We start from the raw sequence: 13,877 nt of genomic DNA, 5'->3' as shown, positions 1-13,877 counted from the left end.
CGGCCCCGCGACACCCATCCGGTGCGTAGTGTTCAGTCATGGACCGCCGGATCTTCGGGATCGAGAACGAGTACGGCGTCACGTGCACGTTCAAGGGCCAGCGTCGGCTCTCGCCCGACGAGGTCGCGCGCTACCTGTTCCGCAAGGTCGTGAGCTGGGGGCGCTCGAGCAACGTCTTCCTCCGCAACGGCGCCCGGCTCTACCTCGACGTCGGCAGCCACCCGGAGTACGCGACGCCCGAGTGCGACGACGTCGTGGAGCTGGTGACCCACGACAAGGCGGGGGAGCGGGTCCTCGAGGGCCTGCTGCTCGACGCCGAGCAGCGGCTGCACGACGAGGGCATCGCCGGCGAGATCTATCTGTTCAAGAACAACACCGACTCCGCCGGCAACTCCTACGGCTGCCACGAGAACTACCTGGTCGGGCGCAGTGGTGAGTTCTCCCGCCTCGCGGACGTGCTCATCCCGTTCCTGGTGACCCGGCAGATCGTCGTGGGCGCCGGCAAGGTCACGCACACGCCGCGCGGCGCCGGCTACAGCGTGAGCCAGCGCGCGGAGCACATATGGGAGGGCGTCTCGAGCGCCACCACCCGAAGCCGACCGATCATCAACACCCGCGACGAGCCGCACGCGGACGCGGAGAAGTACCGCCGCCTCCACGTCATCGTCGGCGACTCCAACATGAGCGAGACCACGACCATGCTGAAGGTCGCCAGCTGCGACCTGGTGCTGCGCATGATCGAAGAGGGGGTCGTCATGCGCGACCTCACGATGGAGAACCCGATCCGGGCGATCCGCGAGATCTCCCACGACGTGACCGGCACCCGCAAGGTCCGGCTGGCCAACGGGCGCGAGGCCAGTGCCCTGGAGATCCAGGGGGAGTACCTGTCGAAGGCACGCGACTTCGTCGACCGCCGCGGCATCAGCACCCCGGTCATCGAGCAGGCTCTGGACCTGTGGGAGCGCGGTCTCAAGGCGATCGAGTCCGACGACCTCGGCCTGGTGGACACCGAGATCGACTGGGTCATCAAGTGGAAGCTCATCGACGCCTACCGCGCCAAGCACGGGCTGCCGCTGGGCCACCCCCGCATCGCGCAGCTGGACCTGGCGTACCACGACATCCACCGCGGCCGCGGGCTCTACTACCTGCTCGAGAAGCGGGGCAAGGTCGCCCGGGTGACCACGGACCTGAAGATCTTCGAGGCCAAGTCCGTGCCGCCGCAGACCACGCGCGCCCGGCTGCGCGGCGAGTTCATCCGCAAGGCCCAGGAGCGCCGGCGCGACTTCACCGTCGACTGGGTGCACCTCAAGCTCAACGACCAGGCCCAGCGCACGGTGCTGTGCAAGGACCCGTTCCGGGCGTACGACGAGCGGGTGCAGCGCCTCATCGACGGCATGTGAGCCTCCCAGGACGCTCTCAGGGACCGCTTGTAGGGTGAGCGCCGCTCCGACCCCAGAATCCCGAAGGTGAACCCCGTGCTCCGACGCCCCCGTCGAACCCGTCGCCCCGCCCTTGCCCTGGTCCCGCTCCTCCTGGCCGCCTCGCTGACCGCGTGCGGCGACGACGAGGGCGACAGTGGCGTCAGTGGTGACGAGGAGCGCCTCGACGCCGTGGAGATCACCGGCGACGTCGGCAAGCAGCCGAAGGTCGAGTGGAAGGGCGTCATGGAGGCCGGCGACATCGAGGCCGAGACGGTCGTCGAGGGCGACGGCGAGGAGCTCGCCGACGGCGACCAGGTCGTCACCCACATCTGGATCGGCAACGGCTTCACCAAGACCCAGGCCTACAGCACCTACGACGAGGGCGGCCAGCCGCAGACGCTCACCGTCGGCGACGACCTCGCCCCGATCTTCGAGGACGCCCTCGAGGGGCGGACGATCGGCTCCCGCGTCGCGGTCACCGCGTCCGCGGACGAGGCCTTCGGCGAGGTCGGCAACCCGCAGCTCAACATCGCCAACAAGGACACCGTCCTCGTCCTGGTCGACCTCGTCGAGGAGTTCGTGCCGCCGAAGCCGGAGGACGTCGGCGCCGACGAGATGCCCGGCATCGTCTTCGGCGAGGGCGACGACCCGGTCCGCCTGCGGTTCAAGGGGCTGCCGAAGCCGACGGCCGACGACGACCTGAAGCGGTACGTCGTCCGCGAGGGCAAGGGCGAGACCCTCACCCAGGACAGCACCGTCAAGGCCGACTACCTCGGCATGGTCTACGGCGCCGGCAAGCCGTTTGACGAGTCGTTCTCGAAGAAGCCCGCGGAGTTCTCCCTGCAGCAGGTCGTGCAGGGCTGGACCTACGGCCTCGCCGGGGTCAAGGTCGGCAGCCGCGTCCTGCTCTCCATCCCGCCGGACCTCGGCTACGGTGACCAGGCACAGGCTGCGATCCCGGCCGGCAGCACCCTGTACTTCGTCGTCGACATCGTCTCGGCGAAGTGACGCGGCGCCCCGGCCGCGCGCCGGGGCGCACCCACGTGACGACGGGAGAGCGATGAGCGGGTCGACGGGCAAGAAGACCGAGCGCCTGCTCAACCTCCTCATCATGCTGCTGGTCCAGCGCCGGTTCGTGCCCAAGGAGCGGATCCGCTCGATCCTCTACCCGGGGGCCAGCGACGAGGCGTTCGAGAAGATGTTCGAGCGCGACAAGGACGAGCTGCGCTCGCTCGGCGTACCGATCGAGGTCGGGCAGATCGACGCCTACTTCGACGACGAGCCGGGCTACCGCATCCGGCCCGACGAGTTCGCGCTGCCGGCGATCGACCTCGAGGCCGACGAGGCGTCGGTGATCGCGCTGGCGACCAAGGTGTGGGAGCACGCCCGGCTCGCCGACGCCACGACCGAGGCGGTCCGCAAGCTGGTCGCCCTCGGCGTACCGGTCGACGTCAGCGCCCTCGACATCGTCGAGCCGCGGCTCACGGCGGACGAGCCGTCCTTCGACGTCTTCCTCGAGGCGACCACCGAGCGCACCCCGGTCGAGTTCGACTACCTCCGCAGCGGCGGGACCGCCCCCACGCGCCGCCACCTGCAGCCGTGGGGCGTCGTGCGCTACTCCGGCCGGTGGTACGTCGTCGGGCTCGACACCGACCGCGGCGCGGAGCGGGTCTTCCGGCTCTCCCGCGTGCAGGGCGAGGCGACCAAGGCCGGCGAGCCCGGGTCGTACGACGTCCCGCCGGGCACCGACGTGCGCGAGGTGGCTCGCCGGCTGGCGCCACCTCCGACGAGCGACCGCACCGTCGTGCTGGTGCGCGCAGGCTCCGGGTACGCGCTGCGCCGCAACGCCGACGAGACCCAGGCCGGCGTCCCCGGCCCGGACGAGCGGACCGCGTGGGACCGGCTGGTGCTGACCCGCGGCATCCCCGGCGCCGCCGACGAGATCCTCGCCCACGGCGCCGACGTCGTCGTCGAGGAGCCGGCCTGGCTGCGCGAGCAGGTGGTCCAGCGGCTCTCCGCGGCCATCGGCCTGACGGCGGGGCGGGCGTCGTGAGCGCGCGGCGTGCTCCTTCCGACGAGCAGCCGGCCAAGCAGCCCACCAAGCAGCCGGCGAGCGGGGCCAAGGACCAGGTGGCCCGGCTGCTGGCGCTCGTGCCGTACCTCCACGCCCACGGGCAGGTCCGCGTCGACGACGCTGCCGCGGCGCTGGGCGTCGCGCCCGACCAGGTCGTCAAGGACCTCAAGGTGCTGCTCATGGTCGGCCTGCCCGGCGGCTACCCCGACGACCTCATCGACGTCGACCTCGACTCGCTCGAGGGGCCGGAGGCCGACGGCGTCATCCGGGTCTCCAACGCCGACTACCTGGCCCGGCCGCTGCGGCTCACGCCCACCGAGGCGACCGCGATCATCGTGGCGCTCCGGGCGCTGCGCGAGGGCGCGGGGGAGGAGACCCGCGGCATCGTCGACCGGGCGCTCGCCAAGCTGGAGGCGGCCGCCGCCGAGGCCGCGCCCCAGGTGGACCCGGGTCTCGACGCCGCCGACGTCGACCTGGCGCTGCGCGCGACGCGGCTGCAGCAGGCCGCCGACGAGCGCCGCCAGGTGCGGATGACCTACTGGGTGCCGAGCCGGGACGAGCAGTCGGTCCGGGTCGTCGACCCGCGCGGCGTGGTCAACCACCACGGCTTCTCCTACCTCGACGCCTGGGACCACGGTGCCGAGGCGCCGCGGCTGTTCCGGCTGGACCGGATCCACGAGCTCGAGGTGCTGGACCGGCCGATCGAGACCGAGCCGGCTGCCCCGCGCGACCTCAGCGAGGGGATCTTCAGCCAGTCCGAGGAGACCCGGCGGGTGACGCTGCGCCTCGAGCCGCCCGCGCGGTGGGTGACCGAGTACTACCCGGTCGAGGAGGTCCGGCCCGCCGCCGACGGCTCGCTCGAGGTCGACCTCGTCGTGGCCGACGACCGCTGGCTGCTGCGCCTGCTGCTCCGGCTGGCCCCGCACGCGAGGGTGCTCGTTCCCGAGGAGTTCACCGAGGTGTTCACCGCCACGGCCGCGGAGGCCCTCGGGCACTACCGGGCACCCGGCGTAGGATGGTCCGAGCACGACCACCCAGCACCCCAGCACCCGTGAGGACCCTCATGCTTCCGCTCGTCGCAGGTCTCGGCACCACCGAGCTGCTCATCATCCTGGCCGTGCTGATCCTGCTCTTCGGTGCCTCCAAGCTCCCCGAGCTCGCTCGGGGCAGCGGTCGCGCGCTGCGCATCTTCAAGGCCGAGACCAAGGGCCTGATGGACGACGACGCCACGGACGGCGGCAGCGACAGCTCGAAGACGACCGAGCAGCGCGAGATCGAGGCCCGTCAGCAGGCGCAGCTCGACGCCGAGACCGAGCGCCAGCGCCGCGGCGACACCGCCTGACCCGCCCGGCTTGTCCATCTCCGGGGTCCTCGACCTCTTCCGGGGTCGACCGCACCACCCGGTGGGCGCGGACGGCCGCATGGCGCTCTCGGACCACCTGCGTGAGCTGCGCGCCCGCCTGCTCAAGGCGACGGTCTTCCTCCTCATCGCCTTCGTCGTCGGGCTCGTGGTCTACGACCCGTGGCTGCTCGACCTGATCCTCGACCCCTACAACGACGCCCAGGCCGCGCTCGAGGGGCAGGCCGAGACCAAGGCCTACATCGCCTCGGCCGGTGGCCCGCTGCTGCTGCAGCTCAAGCTCGCCGGGGTCGCGGCGATCGTGGCGAGCAGCCCGTTCTGGCTCTACCAGATCTGGGCGTTCATCGTGCCCGGCCTGCACGCCCACGAGCGCCGCTGGACCCGGGTCTTCGCCGCCATCGCCGGCCCGATCTTCTTCCTTGGCGTCGCCACCGGCTACTACGTGCTGCCCAAGGGCCTCGAGGTCCTCATCGGGTTCACCCCCGACGGGCTGGAGAACCTCGTCGAGTTCGGCGAGTACTTCGGCTTCTTCACCCGCATGCTGCTGGTCTTCGGCATCGCCTTCGAGATCCCGCTGTTCGTGATCATGCTCAACCTCGCCGGCGTGGTCAGCGGCAAGGCGCTGGGCCGCTACCGGCCCTGGATCATCATCAGCACCTTCGTCTTCGCCGCCGTCGCCACCCCCTCGACCGACCCCTTCTCCATGCTCATGCTCGCCCTGCCGATGCTCGCGCTCTTCGTGGTCGCCGAGGTCATCGCCCGGCTCGTGGACCGCTCCCGCGGCCGGGGCGCGCACAGCACCGACCAGTGGGACGACGACACCACCTCACCGCTGTGACGCCGCAGGGGGAGCAGGACGACCAGCACGGGCTGGACCCGGTCGACCCGTTCGACCTGCCCGAGTGGCTCGGCACCGGCGAGGTGACGTGGCACCCGGAGTCCGGGGTGCGCACCGGCCACCTGGTCCGCGGCCGGCTGACCGGCGAGCCCGCTCACGGCTCGGAGGAGCTCGCCTGTGACCTGCTCGCCGTCGACGAGGCCTGGCCCGCGCCGGTCGCCGACGAGGCCGCCCGCCGCCGGGCGCACCAGGCCTGGCGGCACGGCCAGGTCGACGTCGTACGTCGTGGAGAGCGGCTGACACTGGCCGTGCCGGGGACGTCGTTCACCGCCGACCGCGTGCTCGACGCCCTGGAGCGGCTGGCCCGGTCGGTGGGTGCGGACCCGGAGCGGTACGCCGCGCACCTGCGGATCGGCACCGAACGCCGCTCGCGGTAGGCCGCGCGCCGGTAGGGTCCGCCCGTGGCCGGCAGCTCCCGCGAGATCGCGCTCCTGACGAACCCGACCGCCGGCCAGGGCCGGGGCGCCCGGCACCGCGCCGCCGCGCTCGGCCGGTTCCGCGACGCCGGCCTGCTGGTGCGGGACCTCGTCGGCCGCGACGCCGACGAGGCGCTCGACCTCGCCCGGGACGCCGTCGCCGACGGCGTCGAGGCGCTGGTCGTCTGCGGCGGCGACGGCATGGCGCACCTGGGCGCGCAGGCGCTCGCCGGCACCGGCACCCCGCTCGGCCTCGTGCCCGCCGGCACCGGCAACGACGTCGCCCGCTACTTCGACGTCCCGCGCGCGGACCCGCTCGCGGCCGCGGACCGGGTCATCGCCGGCCGCACCCGCAGGATCGACCTGGCCCGGTCCGGCTCACGGTGGTTCGTGACGGTGCTCGCCGCCGGCTTCGACGCCATCGTCAACGAGCGGGCCAACGCGATGACCTGGCCGCGCGGCCAGATGCGCTACAACCTCGCGACCCTCGCCGAGCTGCGGGTCTTCGAGCCGCTGCCGTACACGATCGAGGTCGACGGCCGGCGGATCCGCACCGACGCGATGCTCGTCGCGGTCGGCAACGGCCCGTCGTTCGGCGGCGGCCTGCGCATCGCCGAGGGCGCCTTGCTCGACGACGGCATGCTGGACGTCGTGATCATCAAGCCGCTGAGCAAGGCGGGGCTCGTGCGGGCCTACCCGCGTCTGTTCAAGGGCACCCACACCGAGCTTCCCCAGTACGAGCACCACCGCGCCCGGACCGTCACCGTGGCGGCACCGGGGATCGTGTCGTACGCCGACGGCGAACGGTTCGGCCCGCTGCCCCTGACCGTCGAGGCCGTGCCCGGCGCGCTTACCGTTCTCGCATGAGCACCGCTGACGAGACCGACGACCAGCAGCTCACCCCCGCGCAGCGCTACGCGGCGTACCGCGCCACCAAGCAGCACCCGGTCCTCAAGGACTTCCGCGCGCTCCACGACTTCCCGCTCGACGACTTCCAGGTCCGTGCCTGCGAGCACATCGAGGAGGGCCGCGGCGTGCTCGTCGCGGCGCCCACCGGGTCGGGCAAGACCATCGTCGGCGAGTTCGCCATCCACCTCGCGCTCGCGACCGGCCGCAAGGCGTTCTACACGACGCCGATCAAGGCGCTGTCGAACCAGAAGTACAACGACCTGGTCCGGCGCTACGGCCCCGAGCAGGTCGGCCTGCTCACCGGCGACAACGTCGTCAACGGCGAGGCGCCGATCGTGGTGATGACCACCGAGGTCCTGCGCAACATGCTCTACGCCGGCTCGCGCACCCTGATCGGGCTCGGGTTCGTCGTCATGGACGAGGTCCACTACCTCGCCGACCGGGCCCGCGGCGCGGTCTGGGAGGAGGTCATCATCCACCTCCCCGAGTCGGTCTCCCTGGTCTCGCTGTCGGCGACGGTCTCCAACGCCGAGGAGTTCGGCGAGTGGCTCGAGACCGTCCGCGGCGACACCGCCACGATCGTCGAGGAGAAGCGGCCCGTCCCGCTCTACCAGCACGTCATGGTCGGACGACGGCTGCTCGACCTCTTCGCCTCCTCCGACGTCGACGCCGCCGCCGGCTTCGTCAAGGAGGGCGCACCGGTCAACGACGAGCTGATGAAGGTCGCCCGCGACGACTGGGCCGCCTCCCGGATCAAGGACCGCCGCTCGCCCCGCGGCTCAGGTGCGCGGGGTGCCCGGCAGGTCGGCAACGGCCGGCGGGTGTGGATCCCCAGCCGGTACGACGTCATCGACCGCCTCGAGCGGGAGAACCTGCTCCCGGCGATCGTCTTCATCTTCAGCCGGGTCGGCTGCGACGCGGCCGTCACGCAGTGCCTCAACGCAGGAGTCCGGCTCACCACCCCGGCCGAGCGCGACGAGATCCACACCTACGTCGAGGAGGCCACCCGCCACCTGGCCAAGGAGGACCTCCACGTCCTCGGCTACCACGACTTCCTCGAGGCGCTGAGCCGCGGCGTCGCCGCCCACCACGCGGGCATGCTGCCGGCGTTCAAGCAGTGCGTCGAGGAGCTGTTCCTCCGCGGGCTGTGCAAGGTGGTCTTCGCGACCGAGACGCTCGCGCTGGGCATCAACATGCCGGCCCGCACGGTCGTGATCGAGAAGCTGAGCAAGTGGAACGGCGAGACGCACGCCGACATCACGCCGGGGGAGTACACCCAGCTCACCGGCCGCGCCGGCCGTCGTGGGCTCGACGTCGAGGGCCACGGCGTCGTCATGTGGCAGCCGGGCATGAACCCGCGCGAGCTGGCCGGCCTGGCCTCGACCCGCACCTACCCGCTCCGCTCGTCGTTCCGCCCGTCGTACAACATGGCGGTCAACCTGGTGAACCAGTTCGGCCGGGCGCGGTCCCGCGAGCTGCTCGAGCAGTCCTTCGCGCAGTTCCAGGCCGACAAGGCCGTCGTCGGGCTCGCCCGGCAGCTGCGCAAGAGCGAGGACGCCCTGCAGGGCTACCGCGACGCCGCGCAGTGCCACCTCGGCGACTTCATGGAGTACGCCGCGCTCCGCCGTCGGATCTCCGACGTCGAGAAGGAGGCCAGCCGGTCGCGCCGGCAGGACCGCCGCGACGAGGTGATCGCCTCGCTGGCGCGGCTCAAGGTCGGCGACGTCATCGACGTGCCGTCCGGCAAGTTCGCCGGGTACGCCGTCGTGGTCGACCCCGGCTACAGCGACGAGGGGCCGCGGCCGTACGTCGTCACGCTGGACCGCCAGGCGCGTCGCCTCGCGATGATGGACTTCCAGACGCCGGTCGAGTCGCTGACCCGGCTCCGGGTGCCGCGGAGCTTCAACGGCCGCAACCCGCAGATGCGCCGGGACCTGGCGTCGGCGCTGCGGGACCGGACGCGCGACCTCCCGCCCACGGCGGTGCGCCGCCGCAAGGGCTCCCCGGACGCCGACGTCGACCCCGAGGTGGCCGAGCTGCGTCGTCGGCTCACGGCGCACCCCTGCCACGCGTGCCCGGAGCGCGAGGACCACAGCCGGTGGGCCGAGCGGTACTTCAAGCTCGAGCGGGACGCCGCCACGCTCGCGCGCCGGGTCGAGAACCGCACCAACACCGTCGCCCGTCAGTTCGACCGGGTCTGCGACGTGCTGGCCGACCTGGACTACCTGCACGGCGAGGAGGTCACCGACCGCGGCCGGCACCTGATGCGGCTCTACTCCGACATGGACCTGCTCGCCGCCGAGTGCATGCGGCACGGTCTCTGGGACGACCTCACGGCCTCCGAGCTCGCCGCCGTGCTGTCGGTGCTGGTCTTCGAGGCGCGTCGCGCCGACGACCAGTCCTCGCCGCGGATCCCGGGCGGGCGGGTGCGGCCGGTGGTCGAGGAGATGATGCGGCTCTGGGCCGACCTCGACCGGCTGGAGAAGGAGCACCGGCTCGACTTCCTCCGCCAGCCCGACCTCGGCTTCGCCTGGATGGCCTACCGCTGGGCCGAGGGCGACGAGCTCGACGACGTCCTCGGTGCCTCCGAGCTCGCCGCCGGTGACTTCGTCCGCTGGATGAAGCAGCTCCTCGACCTCGCCGGTCAGGTCGCCGACGCCGCCGGCGACTCACCCGTCCGCGCCACCGCCCGCGACGTCGTCAAGCGCCTGCGCCGCGGCGTCGTCGCCTACTCCGCCATCGCCGACTGATCCCGTCCCCGCCGAAGTGGCACTCCCACAGGTCCGAGGTGGCGCTCCCGCAGGTCCGAGGTGGCGCTCCCGCAGGTCCGAGGTGGCGCTCCCGCAGGTCCGAGGTGGCACTGCCGCAGCTCACGACCTGCGGGGGTGCCACTTCGACCCTGCCGGGGTGCCACTTCGACCCTGCCGGGGTGCCACTTCGGCCGGGAGGGTCAGGCGGAGGTGACGGCGTCGGCGACGGGCGTGTCGCCGCCGACGAGCTCCCACTGCTTGCCGATCGAGGCGTCCTCGTCGAGGCACACCGCGAGGACGGCGGCGACGTCGGCGCGGGTGACCGCGCCCCGCTCGACGGACTCGCCGAGCGTGACCAGGCCGGTGCCGGGGTCGTCGGTGAGGGCGCCGGGGCGGATGATCGTCCAGGCCAGCCCGCTGTCCCGCAGCGCGGCGTCGGCGTCGCGCTTCGCCTCGACGTACGCCTGCCAGACGTCCTCGGTGTCGTCGGGCAGCGGCGCGTCGACGCCGATGGCGGAGACCTGGACGAAGCGCTCGATGCCGGCCTGCTTCGCGCCCTCGATCGACTTCAGCGAGCCCTCGAGGTCGACGGTGCGCTTGCGCTCGATGTTGCCGTCGGCGCCACCACCGGCCGCGAACACGACGGCGTCGCAGTCCTCGAACGCCTCGGCGTACGCCGCGCCGTCCTGCGCCTCGATGTCGAGCATCCGCACGAGGGCGCCCTTCCCCTCGAGCTCGTCGCGGTACTCCTCCTTGCGGACGAGTGCGACCGGCGTGTGACCTCGGGCAACGAGGGTGGTGATGAGGTGCTGGGCCACCTTGCCGTGGCCCCCGACGATCGCGATCTGGCTCATGGCCCCACCGTACGGACGGGTCGGTGAGGCCCCAGGTGTCGCGCGCGTCAGCCGGAGAGGACGGCGGTCAGCCGCTCGACCGGGCTGGTCAGTGCCCACTGCTCGGCCAGCGCCGCGAGCCGCTCGGGGTCGCGCGGGGTGCGGGGGAGCGCGGTGCCCGACCGGTCGAGGTCGATGTCGCGAGCGACGGCGACGACGCGGGGCGCGACCTCGAGGTAGTCCGCGGCCGCCTTCAGCTTGGCCCGCGGGCCCGGCCCCATGCCCGACTCCGGGTCGAGCGCGGCCGCACGGATGCCGGCCATGTCGCCGTGCCGGCCGAGCAGGCTGGCCGCGGTCTTGTCGCCCACTCCGGCCACGCCGGGCAGCCCGTCGGAGGCGTCCCCGCGGAGCGTGGCGAAGTCGGCGTACTGCCGGGCGTCGATGCCGTACTTCTCCCGCACCCAGTCGTTGGTCACGCGCTCGTGCCGCCCCACGCCGCGGGCGATGTAGAGGACGCGGACGTCCAGCTCGTCGTCGACGAGCTGGAACAGGTCCCGGTCGCCGGTGACCACGTCGACCGGCTGGCCGGCACCGGTGGCGAGGGTGCCGATGACGTCGTCGGCCTCGTAGCCGTCGGCGCCCACGACGAGGATCCCGAACGCGTCCAGCACGTCGCGGATGATCGGCACCTGCACCTCGAGCGGGTCGGGCACCTCCTCGACGTCCGGCGAGCCGGCGACCTCCTCGACGACGCGGTGCGCCTTGTACGACGGCAGCAGGTCGACCCGCCACTGCGGCCGCCAGTCGTTGTCCCAGCAGCAGACCAGGTCGGTGGGGCGGTACTCGTCGACCAGCCGGCTGATGAAGTCCAGCAGCCCGCGCACGGCGTTCACCGGCGTCCCGTCGGGCGCCTTGATCTCCGGGACGCCGAAGAAGGCCCGGAAGTACATCGAGGCGGTGTCGAGGAGCATCAGGCGGCCGGGCTCGGAGGTCACGCGCCGCATCCTGTCAGAACGATCGCGGACGGCGACGTCGGCCGATCCGCAGGTCCGCGTCCGGTCGCCCCAGCCGGTGGCTAGGGTGACCGGCGTGAGCACCGGTGACGTCGAGACAACCGACCGACACATCCTCGAGCTGCTCGCGACCGACGGGCGGATGTCCTTCACCGACCTCGGCAAGGCGACCGGCCTCTCGACCTCCGCGGTGCACCAGCGCGTCAAGCGCCTCGAGCAGCGCGGGCTGATCCTGGGCTACGGCGCGACGATCGACCACGAGCAGGTCGGCCTGCCGCTGACCGCGTTCATCTCGATCCGCCCGATCGACCCCTCCCAGCCCGACGACTCCCCGGAGCGGCTCAGCACGATCACCGAGATCGAGTCGTGCTGGTCGGTCGCGGGGGAGGAGTCCTACATCCTCAAGGTCCGCACCGAGACGCCGTCCGCGCTCGAGGGCCTGCTCGCCCGGATCCGTGCCGCCGCGAACGTCAACACCCGGACCACCATCGTCCTCAACACCTTCTACGAGAACCGGCCCGTCAGCGCCGCCGAGCCCGACGCCGGCTGACCGAGCGCGGCGCAGTCACCCAGGTCCGTCGACGGACGGGCAGAACTGCGCGTTCGGACAGGCCCGCCTGCGGAGACGTCACTGCGATCCACGTTCTGCCCGTTCGACGACGGCGCCGCAGACACCGGCGGGTTTCGAGACAGGCGCTAGCGCGCATTCCTCAACCGGCCGGTGGACGCTCGCGCGCCTTCCTCGACCAGCCGGAGCGGTCAGGTGAGGGCGAGCTGAGCGTCGAGGCCGGCGCGGCGACGCCACCAGTCCTGGCCGGACTCGGGGAGGGTGTGGATCGGGTCGTAGTACTCGTAGGTGCGGGTGAGGGCCTCGGGGTCGGTGGCCTCGATCGAGGTGCGGTAGTTCTTGGTCCAGCCCGACACGCCGCGCTCGGTGTCGTACGACGTCACCTGGTGCACCCACCGCTTGCCGACGAACGGGACGTCGCAGACGATCCGCGGGGTCGCGAAGCCGGGCAGGTAGCCCATGATCGCGGTCTGCAACCGCTGGGCGTCGGCGAGCGAGACCCGCCAGTGCTCAGCGGCGGGGATCATGTCGCACATGTAGAAGTAGTAGGGCATCACGCCGGCACCGTCGAGGAGCGCGAAGCACAGGTCGAGCAGCGCGTGCGGGTCGGCGTTGACACCGTCGAGCAGGACGCCCTGGTTGCGCACGTCGCGCACGCCGGCCTCGAGCATCGCCCGCGCCGCGTCGGCGACCAGCGGGGTGACCGAGTGTGCGTGGTTGGCGTGGGTGTGGGTCGCCAGCGAGACCCCGCGCGCGCGGGCCAGTCCGGCGACGCGCTCCATGCCGGCACGCACGTCGTCCTGCAGCCAGTGCTGCGGCAGCCCGACCAGCGCCTTGGTCGCGAGCCGGATGTCGCGGATGTTCTCGACCTCGAGCAGGGCGGTCACGAACGCCTCGAGCCGCGGCCACGGCATGTTCGCGACGTCGCCACCGGAGACCACGACGTCCCGCACGGCGGGCGTGCGGCGCAGGTAGTCCAGCATCGCCTCGAGCCGGTCGTTCGGCTTGGCCAGGAACTTCAGCTTGTCGACAACCGGGGTGGAGTTGCCGACGAGGTCCATCCGGGTGCAGTGGCCGCAGTACTGCGGGCAGGTCGGCAGCAGCTCGGCGAGCACCTTGGTCGGGTAGCGGTGGGTGAGCCCCTCGGCGACCCACATGTCGTGCTCGTGCAGCGAGTCGCGGCTCGCGTAGGGGTGCGAGGGCCAGTCGGTGCGGCGGTCGGAGAAGACCGGGACCATGTAGTGGCGCAGCGGGTCGCCGTAGAACGCGTCCGTGAAGGAGCCGGGACCTGCGGGCACGGCGTGGGGGACCATCGTGTTGAGCATCTGCGGCGGCACGAGCATCGACATGGTCGCGCGCTCGCGCTGGTCGCGCTCGAGGTCGGCGTAGAAGCGCTCGTCGAGCAGGTCGCCCATGAGGTCGCGCAGCTGCTTGACGTTCTTGACGCAGTGGGCGCGCTGCCACTGGACCGACTCCCACTCGGCGCGCGTCACGTCGCGCCAGCCCGGGAAGCGGGTCCAGTCGGGCTCGACCAGCTCGACCCGCCGGTAGGGGTAGGGCTGCCCGGTCTCCAGGCCGATCGACGTCTCGATGCTCATGCGACCACGCTAACGGATGATCTGCGTCATATCCACG

General features: G+C 72.1%; 13 protein-coding genes. 10 read left to right on the top strand and 3 right to left on the bottom strand.

Annotated features, from left to right (window positions below; translation table 11 throughout):
* Window positions 1–38 precede the first annotated feature (38 nt).
* The 9 genes from pafA to G6553_RS08365 all read left to right on the top strand — a co-directional run bounded on the left by pafA (window position 39) and on the right by G6553_RS08365 (window position 9,828).
* The gene (pafA, locus tag G6553_RS08405) at window positions 39–1,400 is read left to right on the top strand and encodes a Pup--protein ligase (RefSeq protein WP_166190984.1); all 1,362 of its coding nucleotides are present in this window, start codon (window positions 39–41) and stop codon (window positions 1,398–1,400) included.
* A 75-nt stretch (window positions 1,401–1,475) separates the two neighbouring features.
* Window positions 1,476–2,429 carry an FKBP-type peptidyl-prolyl cis-trans isomerase gene (locus G6553_RS22105; protein WP_166190982.1) on the top strand — a complete coding sequence of 318 codons (954 nt, stop codon included), beginning with the start codon at window positions 1,476–1,478 and terminating at the stop codon, window positions 2,427–2,429.
* Between the two features lie 52 nt (window positions 2,430–2,481).
* Window positions 2,482–3,474 carry a WYL domain-containing protein gene (locus tag G6553_RS08395; protein WP_166190980.1) on the top strand — a complete coding sequence of 331 codons (993 nt, stop codon included), beginning with the start codon at window positions 2,482–2,484 and terminating at the stop codon, window positions 3,472–3,474.
* Window positions 3,471–4,550, top strand: a complete 1,080-nt coding sequence (locus tag G6553_RS08390; protein WP_166190978.1) for a WYL domain-containing protein — start codon at window positions 3,471–3,473, stop codon at window positions 4,548–4,550. Before G6553_RS08395 ends, G6553_RS08390 begins: the two co-directional genes overlap by 4 nt.
* An 8-nt stretch (window positions 4,551–4,558) precedes the next feature.
* Window positions 4,559–4,837, top strand: a complete 279-nt coding sequence (gene tatA, locus G6553_RS21710) for a twin-arginine translocase TatA/TatE family subunit (protein WP_166190976.1) — start codon at window positions 4,559–4,561, stop codon at window positions 4,835–4,837.
* Window positions 4,838–4,916: 79 nt separating this feature from the next.
* Window positions 4,917–5,693 carry a twin-arginine translocase subunit TatC gene (gene tatC / locus G6553_RS08380; RefSeq protein WP_242680162.1) on the top strand — a complete coding sequence of 259 codons (777 nt, stop codon included), beginning with the start codon at window positions 4,917–4,919 and terminating at the stop codon, window positions 5,691–5,693.
* Complete coding sequence (locus tag G6553_RS08375) at window positions 5,690–6,130, top strand: hypothetical protein (protein ID WP_166190971.1); 441 nt, start codon at window positions 5,690–5,692, stop codon at window positions 6,128–6,130. Before tatC ends, G6553_RS08375 begins: the two co-directional genes overlap by 4 nt.
* 24 nt (window positions 6,131–6,154) lie before the next feature.
* Window positions 6,155–7,036 carry a diacylglycerol kinase gene (locus G6553_RS08370; protein WP_166190969.1) on the top strand — a complete coding sequence of 294 codons (882 nt, stop codon included), beginning with the start codon at window positions 6,155–6,157 and terminating at the stop codon, window positions 7,034–7,036.
* Window positions 7,033–9,828 carry a DEAD/DEAH box helicase gene (locus G6553_RS08365; protein ID WP_166190967.1) on the top strand — a complete coding sequence of 932 codons (2,796 nt, stop codon included), beginning with the start codon at window positions 7,033–7,035 and terminating at the stop codon, window positions 9,826–9,828. Before G6553_RS08370 ends, G6553_RS08365 begins: the two co-directional genes overlap by 4 nt.
* A 200-nt stretch (window positions 9,829–10,028) precedes the next feature.
* On the opposite strand, the gene G6553_RS08360 is transcribed toward G6553_RS08365, so the two are convergent.
* Together G6553_RS08360 and G6553_RS08355 are read right to left on the bottom strand one after the other, a co-directional pair.
* Window positions 10,029–10,682 (bottom strand): SDR family oxidoreductase, encoded by a 654-nt coding sequence (locus G6553_RS08360; RefSeq protein WP_166190965.1) that lies wholly within the window; start codon window positions 10,680–10,682, stop codon window positions 10,029–10,031.
* Window positions 10,683–10,729: 47 nt separating this feature from the next.
* Window positions 10,730–11,632 (bottom strand): 5'-3' exonuclease, encoded by a 903-nt coding sequence (locus tag G6553_RS08355; protein ID WP_166191056.1) that lies wholly within the window; start codon window positions 11,630–11,632, stop codon window positions 10,730–10,732.
* Between the two features lie 118 nt (window positions 11,633–11,750).
* Here G6553_RS08355 and G6553_RS21705 point away from each other — a divergent pair, with 118 nt between their 5' ends.
* Window positions 11,751–12,224, top strand: a complete 474-nt coding sequence (locus G6553_RS21705; RefSeq protein WP_166190963.1) for an Lrp/AsnC family transcriptional regulator — start codon at window positions 11,751–11,753, stop codon at window positions 12,222–12,224.
* A gap of 209 nt (window positions 12,225–12,433) precedes the next feature.
* On the opposite strand, the gene G6553_RS08345 is transcribed toward G6553_RS21705, so the two are convergent.
* The gene (locus G6553_RS08345; protein WP_166190961.1) at window positions 12,434–13,840 is read right to left on the bottom strand and encodes a lysine 2,3-aminomutase; all 1,407 of its coding nucleotides are present in this window, start codon (window positions 13,838–13,840) and stop codon (window positions 12,434–12,436) included.
* Window positions 13,841–13,877: the final 37 nt, after the last annotated feature.

Origin of the sequence: Nocardioides sp. IC4_145, from assembly GCF_011250565.1 — a bacterium.
In the GTDB taxonomy this organism is placed as follows: Bacteria; Actinomycetota; Actinomycetes; order Propionibacteriales; family Nocardioidaceae; genus Nocardioides.
Note: the sequence above shows the minus strand (reverse complement) of the source record. Positions and strands in the feature narration are given on the sequence as shown.